Consider the following 13,522-nt stretch of genomic DNA (forward strand, 5'->3'; position numbering starts at 1 on the left):
CTCACCGAAGCGAGTAACGCACCGGCAGGTGTTTCAGGCCGCCGACGAAGGTGGTCGCGACATATTGCGGATCACCGGTCAGCTCAATCGATTTCAGCCTGGGCAACAGTTCGTTGAAAAAGCTGCTGACTTCCATACGTGCCAGCGCAGCGCCCATGCAGAAGTGCACGCCGTAGCCGAACGCCACGTGCTTGTTCGGCTCGCGGCCGACGTCGAAGCGGAACGGGTCGTCGAAGACCTCTTCGTCGCGGTTGCCCGAGACGTAGGAGAGCAGCACCGACTCGCCCGCGGCGATCGGGACACCCCGCACTTCGGTGTCCCGTGCGGCGGTGCGCATGAACTGTTTGACCGGGGTGACCCAGCGGATCATCTCCTCGGTCGCCTGCGGCAGCAGGGACAGGTCGTCGCGTAGCCGCTGCAGCTGGTCGGGATGCTCGGTCAGCGCGTGCAGGCCACCGGAGATGGTGGCGCTGGTGGTGTCGTGCCCCGCGGTCGCCACGATCAGGTAGTAGGACACCGTCTCGATGTCCGACAGCGGCTCACCGTTGATGCGGGCGTTGGCGATCGCCGATGCGAGATCCTCGGTCGGCTGTTCGCGACGCGCGGCGGTCACGTCGTTGAAGTAGCCGAACATGTCCAGCAGCACCGGCAGTTGGTCTTCCACGGTGGTGCCGCGCTTGAACTCGGTGTCGTCGCTGCCGAACAGTTCCTGGGTCAGCTTGAGCATGCGCGGGAAGTCGGACTCCGGGATGCCCAACAACGACATGATGACGTAGAGCGGATAGTTGACCGCGACCTCTTGGACGAAATCGCACTCTGGACCCACCTCGGCCATCTTGTCGACGTAGATCTTGGCCAGCTCATCGACACGAACCTTCAACGCCCGCATGGCTTTTGGACGGAACCAGTTCGCGCCGATCGCCCGCACGTCACGGTGCTGCGGGTCGTCGAGGTGGATCAGCGTCTTGACGCCGATGGCGGCCTGCTGGTCGTCACCGGCGGCGGTGGTCAGGACCGGCCGCGGCCAGTTGGTGAACAGCGTGTTGTCGCGTTCGATGTCCATGATGTCGGTGTGTTTGGTGATAGCCCAGAACGGCCGGTAGTTCTCGACGTCCACCCACGAGACCGGGGCGTCGGCACGCAGGTGCGTCAGCGCGGCATGCAGACGGCGCTCGTCGGTGTAGGTTTGCGGATCGGCCAGCAGCTTGGCGGCCTCGTCCATTACCGGTGTGCTCATCAGCGAAATTCCTTCAGTGCGGCGTTGATACAGTCCTGGGAAGCGGCATAGAAGATCGGCCACACCCGATCGGCGAGGCCATCGCAGCGGCTGCGCAGGGCGGCGGCGATCTCGTCGACCGGCCCCACCACTGCCAGAGTGTTGAGGATCTCGTCGTCGACCAGCGAGGCCATCGCGTCCCATTCGCCCTGCTTGGACATCCGGTGTAGCTCGGTGTGCAGGTCGCCCCAGCCGTGCAGGTCCAGAACCGGGCGATACGCCGGTGTGGACCCGTAGAACGCAATCTGCTTGCGGGCGGCCGAGATTGCGGTGGCCAACTCCTCTTCGTTTGTGCCGGTCGCCACCATCACTTCGGCGGCGACCTCGATGTCGGCGCGGTCTCGGCCCGAGCGCTGCAGACCGCGCTGCAGCACCGGCAACGTCACCTCCGCGAGGTACCGCTTCGACACCATCGGGTGACCGACGTGACCGTCTGCGACCTCGCCGCACATTTCGGTCATCGCCTCCCCGACCGCCGCCAGGAAAATCCTCGGCGGCGGGTGCGGCATCGGCTCCGGGGTGAACATCGGCGTCATCAGCTTGTGCGTGTAGAACTCGCCTTCGAACTGCAGCCGCTCGCCACCCTTCCAGGTCGACCAGATCGCTTGCAGCGCCGCGACGAACTCACGCATCCGGCGGGCGGGATGACTCCACGGCATGCCGAACCGCTTCTCGATATGCGGTCGGATCTGAGTGCCGAGGCCCAGGATGAATCGTCCCTGGGAGTACGCCTGCAGATCCCAGCCCACGTTGGCGACGGTCATCGGACTGCGCGCGAACGCCACCGCGATGTTGGTGCCGAGTTCGATGCGCGACGTGTGCTCGGCGGCCAGCAGCAACGGCAGGAACGGGTCGTGGCTGGTTTCCGCCGTCCAGCCTCCGGCATAGCCGTTACGTTCCAGAGCGACGGCGGCCTCGACCGTCCGGTCCAGTCTGGCTGGGATGCCTCCGTCGATCTTGAGGCCCCCACGCGACATGAGGGAAAAGTTACAGTAAGCAATTCGGTAGGGTCAACGTCACGCCCGGCAGCACCCACTACAGTAACCAGGATGGGCAAGCCCGAGGATTGGGACGAGACCCTCGCGGACCTCGACCGACGTCGACAGCACGCGTGGGCGATGGGCGGACCGGAGCGTCTCGACAAGCACCGCGGCAAGGGCAAATTGGACGCACGCGCCCGAATCGAGCGGCTGCTGGACCCCGGCACGTTCCGGGAAATCGGCACCCTGGTCGGAGGTGACACAGCCGCCGACGCCATCGTCACCGGCTCCGGCCTGATCGACGGCGCACCGGTGATGGTGGGCGCCGAGGACTTCACCACCCTGGCCGGCAGCATCGGGCCGGGCGGAAACTCCAAACGCCACCGGATCGCCGAACTGGCGCTGCGCAACAAGGTGCCCATGGTGATGTTGCTCGACGGCGCCGGCTTCCGCCCGACCGGCGGGCACTACGGGCGCAGTCCCACCGACCTGCTCGCCCAGACGCAGTGTTCGGGGCGGGTTCCCACGGTGGCCGCGGTGCTCGGGCCGTCCGCCGGACACGGTGCCCTGGTCGCCCCGGTGTGCGACTTCCGGATCATGAGCCGAAACGGCACCATCTTCACCGCGGGTCCGCCGGTCGTCAAAGAGTCGACGGGCGAAGACATTTCGAAAGAAGACCTGGGCGGCCCCTCGGTCGCGCTGCCCAGCGGGGTGATCCACAACGTCGGCGAGGACGACGAGGCCGTGCTCGACGACATCCGGCGCTATCTGTCGTATTTCCCGTCCAGCGCGTGGTCGTACCCGCCGTCCCTGGAACCCGACGAAAACTCCGAACCCCGGCCGACGCCGGAGTTGCTGAGCATCGTGTCCCGCGACAACCGCCGGGTCTACGACATGCGGGCGGTGCTCGACGTGGTGTTCGACCGCCCGGACTGGTTCGAGATTCAACCGGCGTTCGGCAAGGCGATCATCTGCGCGTTGGCGCACCTCGGCGGGCACCCGGTCGCCGTCGTCGCCAATCAGCCGCAGGTGTTGGCCGGGTCTATCGATGCCGACGCAGCCGACAAGGCGGCACATTTCATCCTGGTGGCCGATTCGTTCCACCTGCCGATCGTGTTCCTGGCCGACAATCCGGGGATGCTGCCGGGCAGCCGTTCGGAGAGCCAGGGGGTACTGCGCAGCGGGGCGCGGATGTTCGCCGCGCAGACCGCGGCGACGACCATCAAGCTGCACGTGACGCTGCGCAAGGCGTACGGCTTCGGCTCAATGGTGATGTCGTTGCTCGGATTCGACCAGCAGACAGCCACTTTCGCCTATCCCGGTGCCACCATGGGGGCGATGAGCGCGGCTGCGCTGACCCGCGCCTCGCACGCCGGTGAGGACCTGTCCACCAAGCTGCGCAACGCCGAACTGCAGGCGTCCTATCGCTCGGCCGCGAACATGGGGTTCGACGAGCTCATCGATCCGCGCGAGACGCGCGACGCGCTGCTCGATGCGTTGCGGCGGGGGCTGTCCACGCGGCAGGCGGTCGCCGAGCCCGTGCTTCGCACCGTGATCCTGCCGTAGGCCTGCTGACGCGAGCCGCTTGTGGCGCGAGCCGCTTGTGGCGCGAGTGTCCTCAAATGCACGGCAATACGGCGCTTTCACCGGCATTTTGGGGACCCTCGCGCAGAGCGCAAGCCGTTACGAGGGCTACACAAGCACTTCGCGCAGGAACCGCTCGGAGACCGCCTGCACGCGACGCGAGAAGATGTGACTGACATGGCCCCCGGCATACCAGTACAGCTGGCCACCCCACTTCTCCTGCAACACCAGCGCGGGCTCTAGCATCGCCATTCGGTCGTGCCGCGCGGCAACGATCAACCGCCGGTTCGGTGGTGGCGCCGGGTCGGCCTGCAGTGGATCGATCACCGAGGTCAGCTGTGAAACCGCGTCGGACCGCAGCAATCTCCGGTAGTCGCTGCGCGACGCACCCGACCTGCCCAGGTGGCGGGCGATCATCGAGTTGAGCCCCAGGATCGGCGTGTAGAGCGCGACCGCGTCGACGTCCCGCTCGAGGTGGGAAACCAGCGCTGCCACCGGGCTGCCCATCGACACCCCGGCTACCACGACGGCGGTCGCCTGCCTGCGCGCCCAGCGCACTATGGCACGGATCTCCGACACCGAGCGCATCATGCCCGCGACGTTGCCCAGCGGATCCATGTCCGGATACGCCGGCCAATGCCCGCGCCGGCTGCCGTGGCCGGGTTGCACCGGCATCGCGACGTTGTATCCCAATCCGCGGTGGATCCGGTTGATGCGCGACAGGAGCATGTCTTCCGCACCGCCCTGGCCGGCGCCGTGGATCCAGATCAGCCAGGGACGCGGACCGTCTCGGTGCCGCACCAGGTGTACCGCGGCTCGTGACGGGCCGCCGAAGTTCTGCTCGACCAGGGTCCGCGGCAGCGCGGGTTCGTGCTCGAATGTCATCCGCTCATAGTTCAACCCGGCGATACGCCGGCGCCTGATGCCGTGCACCCGCAACGGCGCCGGGTCGCCGTGCGCCCCGTCGATGCCCAGCGCCGACAACTCCTCGGCCGCCGCGGCGCACGTCTGCGGTGATCGCACCGTCTTGAACACACCGTTGTTGAGAATCGAAAAGCTGGTCAGCACAAACTCGTCCAGGAACACCTCGCCGAACTGACGTACCCCGAGCGGACCACCCCGGACGCCGGCCACCGTACGCGGCAGCATCAGGCTCAACTCCCGGGTTATGCCCAGTCCGCGCGTTGCCAAAGACACGACCAATCACCTACCTCAGTTCGAACCCGGTGTACCCGGCGGCCGCGATCTCGTCGCACCGACGGCGGTATTCGGGGATGCCGCCGGTATACCCCATGTACATCCGCTTCTTACCGGGAACATTGCCGCCGTTGTACCAGGAGTTGCAGGACGGGTGAACCAGCACCGTCGGCGCCACGAGTGACGTGGCATGGTCTATCCACTCCTGCTGCGCGCTGTCCAGCGCCTCGATGGCGCGGATTCCATTGGCCCGCAGGTGGGCTATGCAGTCGCCGATCCACTCCACGTGCTGCTCCAGCGCCGCCACGAAATTGGTTGCCGCGCTGGGGCTGCCGGGGCCCTGCACGGTGAACAGGTTGGGAAAGCCGGCGACCGCCAGCCCGAGATAGGACAGTGGGCCCTGCTCCGCCCAGAAATCACGCAGCGACACCCCGTCGCGACCGCGAATGTCGATGCGGCTCAACGCACCTGTCATCGCGTCGAATCCGGTGGCGTAGATGATCACGTCCAGTTCGTGGTCCGCATCCACGGTCCGGATGCCAGCCGACGTCACTTCCCGGATCGGGTCGTCGCGCAGGTCGACCAGTGTGACGTTGTCCCGATTGAACGTTTCGTAATAGCCCTGGTCGATGATCGGGCGCTTGCAGGCGAACGGATGTCGGGGCACGAGGGCGGCGGCGGTCCGGGGATCTTCAACGATGCGGGCCACGGCTTCGCCGTAGAGCTGGGCGGCCGTCCGGTTGGCCTCGATGTCGAAGAAGACGTCGCTCCAATTCAGTGCGCCCAGCACGCCGTTCTCCTCAATGGCCTGCAGCCGCTGCTCGCGGGTTGCCGATTTCAGCGCCGGGCTGGTCAGCATCTCCAGCAGCACCGAGAACGCGCTCAACCGTGCCGCACCGATCGGGTGCGCGCGCTGGGCGGCGCGGATCTCGCCGTAACGCGCTTTCATCTCGTCCAGCTCACCGGGTTCGAACCGGTGCACGCGCCACGGCAGTGTGTAGGGTGCCGAACGCTGAAATACGGTCAGCTGCTGAGCTTCCCGAGCCACCACCGGAATGAGTTGGACTCCGGTGGACCCGGTGCCGATGACGCCGACCCGCTTTCCGGTCAGATCGAAACCCTCGCGCGGCCAGCGGCTGGTATACAGCGAGGTTCCGGCGAAAGACGCCATCCCTGCGATATCGGGCTCCAGTGGGACCGAGAGAATGCCCGATGCCGCCACCACGAACGGCGCCGTGAGCGTCTCCCCCGCTTCAGTCCGTACCATCCACACCGCGGCTTCCTCGTCGAAGTCCATCGCGATGACCTTGGTGTTGAACGCGATGTCGCGACGCAGGTCCAACCGGTCGGCGACGAAGTTCAGGTAGGCCTCGATCTCGGGCTGGGCCGGCATCGACTCCGTCCAAACCCATTCCTGCTGAATCTCTTCGGAGAAGCTGTAGGAGTATTCGATGCTCTCGATGTCACACCGCGCGCCGGGATACCGGTTGACCAGCCAGGTGCCGCCGACTCCGTCAGCCATCTCGAGCACCCGGGCCCGCAGCCCCAACTCACGCAGTCGATGCAACATGTACAGCCCGGAGAACCCGGCGCCGATCACCAGAACTTCAAGATCCACCGGTCACCCGCCCAGCACAGCGAAATTGTCCAGACCGACCAGGGGCGGCGCCGTCTGCGGATCGGCTGCGCCGGTGCCCACAGCCATGTCGAGCGTCACGTCGTCGGTGAACACGCCGCGCCAGGAATCCAGGTCCGTGGTGCCCAGAAACCGGCAATAGCGTGCCTTGAGCTGCCGAATCGCCCCGAATTCGTCAGCTCCCCGCAAGCCATCCTCGGCCATAGAGCTCCTTGCCGCGCTGGACGATGTATCGCCGGTCTGCTGAAATCTATACTGTAAAGCATTAAGTATCAGCCGTTGTCGAAAGGCACTGACGTGAAGGTCCCGTTCACCTGGAAGGTCACCGGGTGGTTCATGATCGGGTGGTCCCCCGAATTCCCGGTGGGTGAGGTTCGCCCGCTGCGGTACTTCGGCGAGGACCTGGTCGCCTATCGTGACGAGTCCGGCGCCCTGCATGTGCTGGAAGCCCACTGCAAACACCTGGGCGCCCATCTGGGCCACGGCGGCACGGTGGTGGGCGACTGCGTCCAGTGCCCGTTTCACGGGTGGCGTTGGGGACCCGACGGCACCAACCGCTACATCCCGTATCAGCCGGACCGGCCGAACCGTGCGCTGACGCTGAAGGTGTATCCGGTGCAGGAGCAGTACGACTGCGTGTTCGTCTGGCATCATCCGGACGGCAAGGAGCCGCAGTGGGAGATGCCCGACATTTTCCGCAAATTCCCGCAGTTCGAGACCGACCCGTCGGCCTATTACCGCGCCTACCCGGAGTTCTCCCGGCGCGCCGAGCGCGAACCGGTGCACCCGCAGATCGTCGCCGAAAATGCCCCGGACAGTGCGCATTTCGAGTATGTGCACCACGCCACCGTCACGCCGCGGGTGCTGGACTACAAGATCGTCGAGCACGAATGGCAGTTCACCGCGGGCTGGCCGGACGCGCGCAGCGACGACCCCGACGACCTGGCGTTGGTGTTTCACAGCCACCTGTTCGGGCTCGGCGGTGCGATCAGCGTTTTCGAGGGCGCGCAGAACCATCGGCTGATCTTCACCTGCACGCCGGTCGACGACGAGACTTCGGATCTGTTCTACTCGATCTGGTGGCCCCGCGTCCCGGGCGACGAGTCCCCCGTACCGGAGGGCAAGCTGCGTGACCTGATCGAAAAGCAGTTCCTGTCCACCGTTTTCGACGACCTGCAGATCTGGCGCTATCAGAAGTACGTGGAGCGTCCGGCGCTGTCCAAGACCGACGCGAAAGGGTATATGGCGCTCCGGAAATGGGCGACTCAGTTCTATGACGTGCCGCCGCGCGTCGATGCCGCAGCCGGCCTGCTACCCCACCAACCCTGAGGCCGCGAGCAGACACAGAATCGCACTGCGGCACACTCATTCGTGCGATTCTCTGTCTGCTCGGCGGAAAGGACTCTCGTGCCCGGCACCGAATTCACCGTTCCCGATGTAGTGGCCGCCGTCGCGGCCGCGATTCCCGACCGCGACCTGGTCATTCAGGGGGACCGCCGGTTCAGCTACGCGCAAATCCTCGAGCGGTCCAACCGCCTTGCCGACTATCTGCATTCCCGCGGGCTGGGCTGCCACACCGAACGCTCCGCGCTGGCCGGCCACGAAGCCGGGCAGGACCTACTCGGGATCTATGCCTACAACGGCAACGAGTTCGTCGAGACGTTGCTCGGCTCGTTCGCGGCCCGGGTCGCCCCGTTCAACGTCAACTTCCGCTATGTCAAGCAAGAGCTGCAGTATCTGCTGGCCGACGCCGGTGCCACCGCGCTGGTCTACCACGCCGCGTTCGCGCCCCGGGTGGCCGAAATCCTGCCGGACCTGCCTGACCTGAAGGTGCTGATTCAGATCGCTGACGACTCGGGCAACGAATTGCTCGACGGCGCAGTCGATTACGAGGAAGCGCTGGCATCGGCCAGTCCGGACGCGCCACCGGTGCAGCACTCCCCCGACGATCTGTACGTGCTCTACACCGGCGGCACGACGGGCATGCCGAAAGGCGTGCTGTGGCGCCAGGCCGACATCTTCATGACCTCCTTCGGCGGCCGCGACCTGGTCACCGGTCAGCCGGTCGGTTCCGTCGACGACGTGGTGGCCCGGGTGACGGCCGGGCCGGGCACCAAGCTGATGGTATTGCCGCCGTTGATGCACGGGGCGGCGCAGTGGAGTGTGATGACGGCGTTGACCACCGGGCAGTCGGTGGTGTTCCCCTCGACGGTCGAGCGCCTGGACACCGAGGAGGTGGTGCGCACCGTCGAACGCGAGAAGGTCCTGGTGGTGACGGTTGTCGGTGATGCGATTGCAAGGCCGCTGGTCGCCGCCATCGAGAAGGGGATCGCCGACGTATCGTCGCTGGCCGTGGTCGCCAACGGCGGAGCGCTGTTGACGCCGTACGTCAAGCAAAAACTGATCGAGGTGCTGCCCAACGCGATCATCATCGACGGCGTCGGGTCCTCCGAAACCGGCGCGCAGATGCACCACATGTCCATGTCCGGTGCGGTGTCGACGGGCACCTTCAACGCCGGGCCGGACACGTTCGTGGCGGCCGAGGATCTGAGCTCGATCCTGCCGAAGGGTCACGACGGACTCGGGTGGCTGGCGCAACGCGGGTATGTTCCGTTGGGCTACAAGGGCGATGCCACCAAGACCGCGGCGACCTTCCCGGTCATCGACGACGTCCGCTATGCGATCCCCGGTGACCGGGCCCGGCATCGCGAGGACGGCCACATCGAACTGCTGGGCCGCGACTCGGTGACCATCAATTCCGGCGGCGAGAAGATCTTCGCCGAGGAAGTGGAAACCGCGGTGGCTTCCCATCCGGCCGTCGCCGACGTGGTGGTCGCCGGACGTCCCAGCGAACGGTGGGGTCAGGAAGTGGTGGCGGTGGTGGCATTGGCCGAGGGAGCCGTGACCGACGCTGACGAGTTGATCGCGCACGCCGCAAACTCGTTGGCGCGCTACAAACTTCCCAAAGCGATCGTCTTCCGCGATGTCATCCAGCGCAGCCCCTCGGGCAAGGCGGACTACCGATGGGCGCGGGCTCAGGCCGAGGATTCGTAGCCCGCATCGAGCGTCACGCTGGCGCGACGCTCGTCGCCCGATGCCACGCTGGCGTGACGCTCGACGGCCTCATCCACCACGCCGACCGCCGACTGTGCCCGCCGTTCGTAGGACGCCCGTGCGGCATGGTCGATGTCGTCGAGGAACAGTCTGTCCGCGCCGATCCTCTTGTTGAACCAGCGCCTCCCCCGCGCACCCAGCATCGCCACCACCGGACCGACGAACCGGGTCGGCTGCGGGAGCGCCACGTGGGTCCGGGGTTTGTCCAGCGCGCCAACGATCGCCGCGGCCACCACGTCGGGCTTGACCGGTTTGCCGATGCCCGACGCCTTCGTCCCGGCGATCAAGTCGGTCTGGGCGAAGGGCGGCATCACCACGGTGACATCCACACCGCGGGAGGCGAATTCGTCGGCCAGCGCCACGCTGAGTCCGACCACACCGAATTTGGTCGCGGCGTAGACGACCTGTCCCGGGATGGCCATCACGCCGGCCATCGACGCGATGTTGACGATGTGGCCGCGCCGGCGCGCCGCCATCTCGGGCAACACCAGCTGGCACCCGTTGAGCACTCCGTAGAGGTTGACCTCGATGGAGGACCGGATGGCTTGCGGCGTCTGGTCGACGAACGAGCCCACCGGCATCACTCCGGCATTGTTGATCAGCACGTCGATGCGTCCGCCGCCGTCGGCCCTGGCCCGGTCGAGAAACCCGGCGAAGGAGTCGCGGTCGGAGACGTCGAGCAGGTGACCGCAAACCGCACCCCCCGTCGCCGCGACGGCCGCGTCCAGCGCCGCACCGTCCCGGTCGCCGATCACCACCTGCGCACCGCGCGCCAATAACGCTGTCGCAGTGGCGAATCCGATGCCGCGGGCGCCGCCGGTGACGACCACCGTTCTGCCTCTCACCCTGTCCATGGCTGAACCTCCTGGCGCAACTGATCGAGGATCGACACGATTGTGCCCCGCGGCAGGCAGGCGGGGAAGGCCGGCAGCACGCGATCGACCGCACCTGCGCAGCGGGTGCGCAGCGCGGCGGCCAACTCGTCGACGGGCGCGACGACGGCGAACGCGTCCAGCACGTCGTCGTCGATCAAAGTGCCCATGGCATCCCATTCGCCTTGTCGGGACAGACGGTGCAGTTCGGTGTGCAGCTCCGCCCAGCCGTGCAGCTCGAGCACTTTCAGATACGCCGGCGTCGAGCCGTAGAAGGCGATCTGCTTTCGGATTCCCGCTGCGGCACCGGCCATCTCGGCTTCGGTGCGGCCTGTCACGACGAAGACCGGGCAGGACACCGCGACGTCGGCACATTCACGTCCGGCACGCCGGATCCCGCGCTGCAACGCCGGCAGGGTCACCTCGTCCAGGAAGCGCCGGGTGGTGAACGCGTGAGCGATTAGGCCGTCGGCGACCTCACCGCACATCTCGGTCATCACCGCCCCGACCGCGGCCACGAAAACCTTTGGCAGCGCGCAGGTCAAGGGCTCGGGGATGAACATCGGCGTCATCAGCTGGTGCGTGTAGAAGTCGCCTTCGAAGCTCAACCGGCTGCCGTGCTGCCAGCAATCCCAGATGGCCCGCAGCGCCGCGACGAACTCCCGCATCCTGGCCACCGGCCGGCTCCACGGCATGCCGAACCGCTTCTCGATGTGCGGCCGGATCTGAGTGCCCAGGCCGAGGATGAACCGGCCGCCGGAGTAGGACTGCAGATCCCACGCCACGTTGGCGACCGTCATCGGGTTACGCGCGAACGCCACCGCGATGCTGGTGCCCAGTTCGAGAGTCGAGGTGTGTTCGGCAGCCAACAGCATGGGCAGGAACGGGTCGTGGTTGATCTCCCCGGTCCAGCCGCCGTCGTAGCCACGGCCTTCCAGTTCGGCCGCCGCGGGGGGCACCCGGGTCAGCTCCATGGGGATGCCGCCGTCGATCTTGATCCGGGAGCCGGATCCGGCGATCATCGCCGCAGACACCCACAGCTCATGAGCGTGGACGTTACTGTAATCGATTCGGTAGGGTCAACCGGGTGAGTGAGTTACGGCAGGCACTGTTGGGCGGTTGGCTGTTGGAGTCGTTCGTCTCGCGCTACCCGGACAGCGATGAACTGCGGCACCCGTTCGGTGAGCATCCCTCGGGGCTGATCCTCTACACCGCCGACGGTCACATGTCCGCACAGCTGACCTCGGGGCCGGACGGCGAATTCGTCTCCTACGGCGGCAGGTTCGACGTCGACGATGCCGCGGCGACGGTGCGTCATCTGGTGCTGGTGTCGACGATGCCAGAGTTGTTGCAGCAGCCGCAGATCCGGCAGGCACGCATCGACGGCGACCGGTTGACGCTGTCGGCGTCCCAGACCTCCGCCCGCGGCAAAGCCGTTCACAGCACGCTGGTTTGGCGACGGGACCCGGCGGTTTAGAGCACCCGCACCGGCACGTTGCTCCAGCCCGCCACGTTCTGCATGTTGACCCGCTTACAACCGGCCCAGTTCACTTCGTAGCGCGGCATGAAGTCCAGCATGCGCTCCAATGCGATCACGCTCTCCAACCGCGCGAGGGCGGCCCCCAGGCAGCTGTGGATGCCGTAGCCCAATCCCAGATTCTGCGCCTGGGTGCGGTCGCGCTCCATGTCGAAGGTGTCCGGGTCGGTCCAGGCCTGCTCGTCGCGGTTGGCCGACGCACCCACCAGGAAAACCGGTTTGCCGGCCGGAATAGTCACGCCGTGCAACGTGACATCGCGGGTGGAGCGCCGCACGTTGTACTGTGCGGGCGCCTCGTAGCGCAGCAGTTCTTCCACGGCCAGCGGGATCTTGCTGCGGTCGTCCAACAGTTTCTGCCACTGGCCCGGAAACCTGGCGAACACCACCGCGGCGTTGCCCAGCAGCTTGGTCACGGTCTCGGCGCCGGCGCCGCCCAAAAGCGTTGCGAATTCGGTGATCTCGATGTTGGTCAGCGGTGCCATCTCGCCGTCGTCGCGTTCGATCTCGGCCTCGATCAGCCGGCTCAGCAGATCCTCACCGAGGTTGTCGCGACGTTTCTTGGTCAGCCGGTAGTAGTAGATGGCCATGTCAACGGCCGACTTCTGTCCCACCTCACCCATCTCGACCTCGCCGGGGCCGCGGTGCAGCAGATCGTCGATCCACAGCCGGATCTGCTGGCGGTCCTGCTCCGGAACGCCTTGCAGTGTCGTCATCACGTCGACCGGGAACAGTGCGGAGAAGTCCTGCACGAAGTCGAAACCCGTTGGGTCGACGGCGGACAGGTGCTTGTCCACCAACTCCGCCACCAGAGGCCGCAGTGCCTGGATCGCGCGCGGGGTGAACACCTTGTTGAGCAGACCCCGCATGCGGCGGTGCGCGGGCGGGTCCATGGCGATGATCGACCCGTGTTCGGTCACGTGCCCTTTGCGAACCTGGGCGAGGTCCACCCCGTAGGCCGACGAGTACGTCGTGTAGTCCTTGAAGGCGGCCGCCACATCCTGGTGGCGGGTCAGTGCATAGAAGTCGTACTCCTGGCTGTAATAGACCGGAGCTTCCTCGCGCATGCGGCGGTAGATCTCGTAGGGACTGTTGAAGAAATCCTCGGAGAACGGGTCGAATACCACCGTCGCCGTAGTCATGGCTTCGGTCCCTGCCGTGTCAGCAGGACCCGCATCCCGTCGTCGAGGACGGTTTCGGCATTGCCGACAGGCAACGCGTCCAACTTGCCCACGTGGCGCAACCTCTCCCCGGTCCACACATTCGGAACGATCAACGGTAATGGTTACAGTAGTATAGACAAGTCGTCGGGCATAGGTTTCCCTCCTT

Annotated in this window: 13 protein-coding genes; 4 read left to right on the forward strand and 9 right to left on the reverse strand. The window is 66.2% G+C overall.

Annotation, left to right across the window (positions count from 1 at the left end; translation table 11 throughout):
• Position 1: 1 nt before the first annotated feature.
• Both AC5Y47_RS00340 and AC5Y47_RS00345 read right to left on the reverse strand, forming a co-directional pair.
• Entirely contained in the window at positions 2-1,222 is a 1,221-nt protein-coding gene (locus AC5Y47_RS00340; RefSeq protein WP_499941383.1) for a cytochrome P450, read from the reverse strand.
• A gap of 14 nt (positions 1,223-1,236) precedes the next feature.
• Entirely contained in the window at positions 1,237-2,253 is a 1,017-nt protein-coding gene (locus AC5Y47_RS00345; RefSeq protein ID WP_499940937.1) for an LLM class F420-dependent oxidoreductase, read from the reverse strand.
• 72 nt (positions 2,254-2,325) lie between these two features.
• Between AC5Y47_RS00345 and AC5Y47_RS00350 the strand changes: the two genes are divergently transcribed.
• Positions 2,326-3,822 carry an acyl-CoA carboxylase subunit beta gene (locus tag AC5Y47_RS00350; RefSeq protein ID WP_499940939.1) on the forward strand — a complete coding sequence of 499 codons (1,497 nt, stop codon included), beginning with the start codon at positions 2,326-2,328 and terminating at the stop codon, positions 3,820-3,822.
• Positions 3,823-3,948: 126 nt separating this feature from the next.
• On the opposite strand, the gene AC5Y47_RS00355 is transcribed toward AC5Y47_RS00350, so the two are convergent.
• Genes AC5Y47_RS00355 through AC5Y47_RS00365 form a run of 3 tightly spaced genes read right to left on the reverse strand, consistent with a single transcriptional unit; the run spans position 3,949 to position 6,877 of the window.
• Positions 3,949-5,037: a PHB depolymerase family esterase gene (locus AC5Y47_RS00355; RefSeq protein ID WP_499940941.1), complete on the reverse strand. Its 1,089-nt coding sequence runs from the start codon at positions 5,035-5,037 to the stop codon at positions 3,949-3,951.
• 10 nt (positions 5,038-5,047) lie between these two features.
• Positions 5,048-6,655 (reverse strand): flavin-containing monooxygenase, encoded by a 1,608-nt coding sequence (locus AC5Y47_RS00360; RefSeq protein ID WP_499940943.1) that lies wholly within the window; start codon positions 6,653-6,655, stop codon positions 5,048-5,050.
• 3 nt (positions 6,656-6,658) lie between these two features.
• Positions 6,659-6,877 carry a nuclear transport factor 2 family protein gene (locus tag AC5Y47_RS00365; protein WP_499940945.1) on the reverse strand — a complete coding sequence of 73 codons (219 nt, stop codon included), beginning with the start codon at positions 6,875-6,877 and terminating at the stop codon, positions 6,659-6,661.
• A 93-nt stretch (positions 6,878-6,970) separates the two neighbouring features.
• Here AC5Y47_RS00365 and AC5Y47_RS00370 point away from each other — a divergent pair, with 93 nt between their 5' ends.
• Together AC5Y47_RS00370 and AC5Y47_RS00375 are read left to right on the forward strand one after the other, a co-directional pair.
• A complete protein-coding gene (locus AC5Y47_RS00370) occupies positions 6,971-8,002 on the forward strand; it encodes a Rieske 2Fe-2S domain-containing protein (protein ID WP_499940947.1) in 1,032 nt (343 codons plus the stop codon).
• Positions 8,003-8,080: 78 nt separating this feature from the next.
• On the forward strand, positions 8,081-9,727 hold the full coding sequence (locus AC5Y47_RS00375) for an acyl-CoA synthetase (protein ID WP_499940949.1): 1,647 nt from the start codon (positions 8,081-8,083) through the stop codon (positions 9,725-9,727).
• On the opposite strand, the gene AC5Y47_RS00380 is transcribed toward AC5Y47_RS00375, so the two are convergent.
• Together AC5Y47_RS00380 and AC5Y47_RS00385 are read right to left on the reverse strand one after the other, a co-directional pair.
• Positions 9,709-10,641, reverse strand: coding sequence for an SDR family oxidoreductase (locus AC5Y47_RS00380; RefSeq protein WP_499940950.1), 933 nt, complete (start codon positions 10,639-10,641; stop codon positions 9,709-9,711). The genes AC5Y47_RS00375 and AC5Y47_RS00380 overlap by 19 nt on opposite strands.
• Positions 10,629-11,681, reverse strand: coding sequence for an LLM class F420-dependent oxidoreductase (locus AC5Y47_RS00385; protein WP_499941385.1), 1,053 nt, complete (start codon positions 11,679-11,681; stop codon positions 10,629-10,631). The genes AC5Y47_RS00380 and AC5Y47_RS00385 overlap by 13 nt, the downstream gene beginning before the upstream one ends.
• Before the next feature lie 65 nt (positions 11,682-11,746).
• On the opposite strand from AC5Y47_RS00385, the gene AC5Y47_RS00390 reads away from it, so the two are divergent.
• The gene (locus AC5Y47_RS00390; protein ID WP_499940952.1) at positions 11,747-12,136 is read left to right on the forward strand and encodes a lipocalin-like domain-containing protein; all 390 of its coding nucleotides are present in this window, start codon (positions 11,747-11,749) and stop codon (positions 12,134-12,136) included.
• Here AC5Y47_RS00390 and AC5Y47_RS00395 read toward each other — a convergent pair.
• Both AC5Y47_RS00395 and AC5Y47_RS00400 read right to left on the reverse strand, forming a co-directional pair.
• A complete protein-coding gene (locus tag AC5Y47_RS00395) occupies positions 12,133-13,335 on the reverse strand; it encodes a cytochrome P450 (protein ID WP_499940954.1) in 1,203 nt (400 codons plus the stop codon). The two genes, AC5Y47_RS00390 and AC5Y47_RS00395, sit on opposite strands and share 4 nt — an antisense overlap.
• Positions 13,332-13,469 carry a hypothetical protein gene (locus tag AC5Y47_RS00400; RefSeq protein ID WP_499940955.1) on the reverse strand — a complete coding sequence of 46 codons (138 nt, stop codon included), beginning with the start codon at positions 13,467-13,469 and terminating at the stop codon, positions 13,332-13,334. Before AC5Y47_RS00400 ends, AC5Y47_RS00395 begins: the two co-directional genes overlap by 4 nt.
• Positions 13,470-13,522 lie beyond the last annotated feature (53 nt).

This window comes from Mycobacterium sp. NGS22, from assembly GCF_059813095.1.

Coding starts and splice junctions, on each gene's coding strand:
- AC5Y47_RS00340 (WP_499941383.1), bottom strand. CDS start 1,222: ATGGACGAGGCCGCCAAGCTGCTGGCCGATCCGCAAACCTACACCGAC.
- AC5Y47_RS00345 (WP_499940937.1), bottom strand. CDS start 2,253: ATGTCGCGTGGGGGCCTCAAGATCGACGGAGGCATCCCAGCCAGACTG.
- AC5Y47_RS00350 (WP_499940939.1), top strand. CDS start 2,326: ATGGGCAAGCCCGAGGATTGGGACGAGACCCTCGCGGACCTCGACCGA.
- AC5Y47_RS00365 (WP_499940945.1), bottom strand. CDS start 6,877: ATGGCCGAGGATGGCTTGCGGGGAGCTGACGAATTCGGGGCGATTCGG.
- AC5Y47_RS00380 (WP_499940950.1), bottom strand. CDS start 10,641: ATGGACAGGGTGAGAGGCAGAACGGTGGTCGTCACCGGCGGCGCCCGC.
- AC5Y47_RS00385 (WP_499941385.1), bottom strand. CDS start 11,681: ATGATCGCCGGATCCGGCTCCCGGATCAAGATCGACGGCGGCATCCCC.
- AC5Y47_RS00395 (WP_499940954.1), bottom strand. CDS start 13,335: ATGACTACGGCGACGGTGGTATTCGACCCGTTCTCCGAGGATTTCTTC.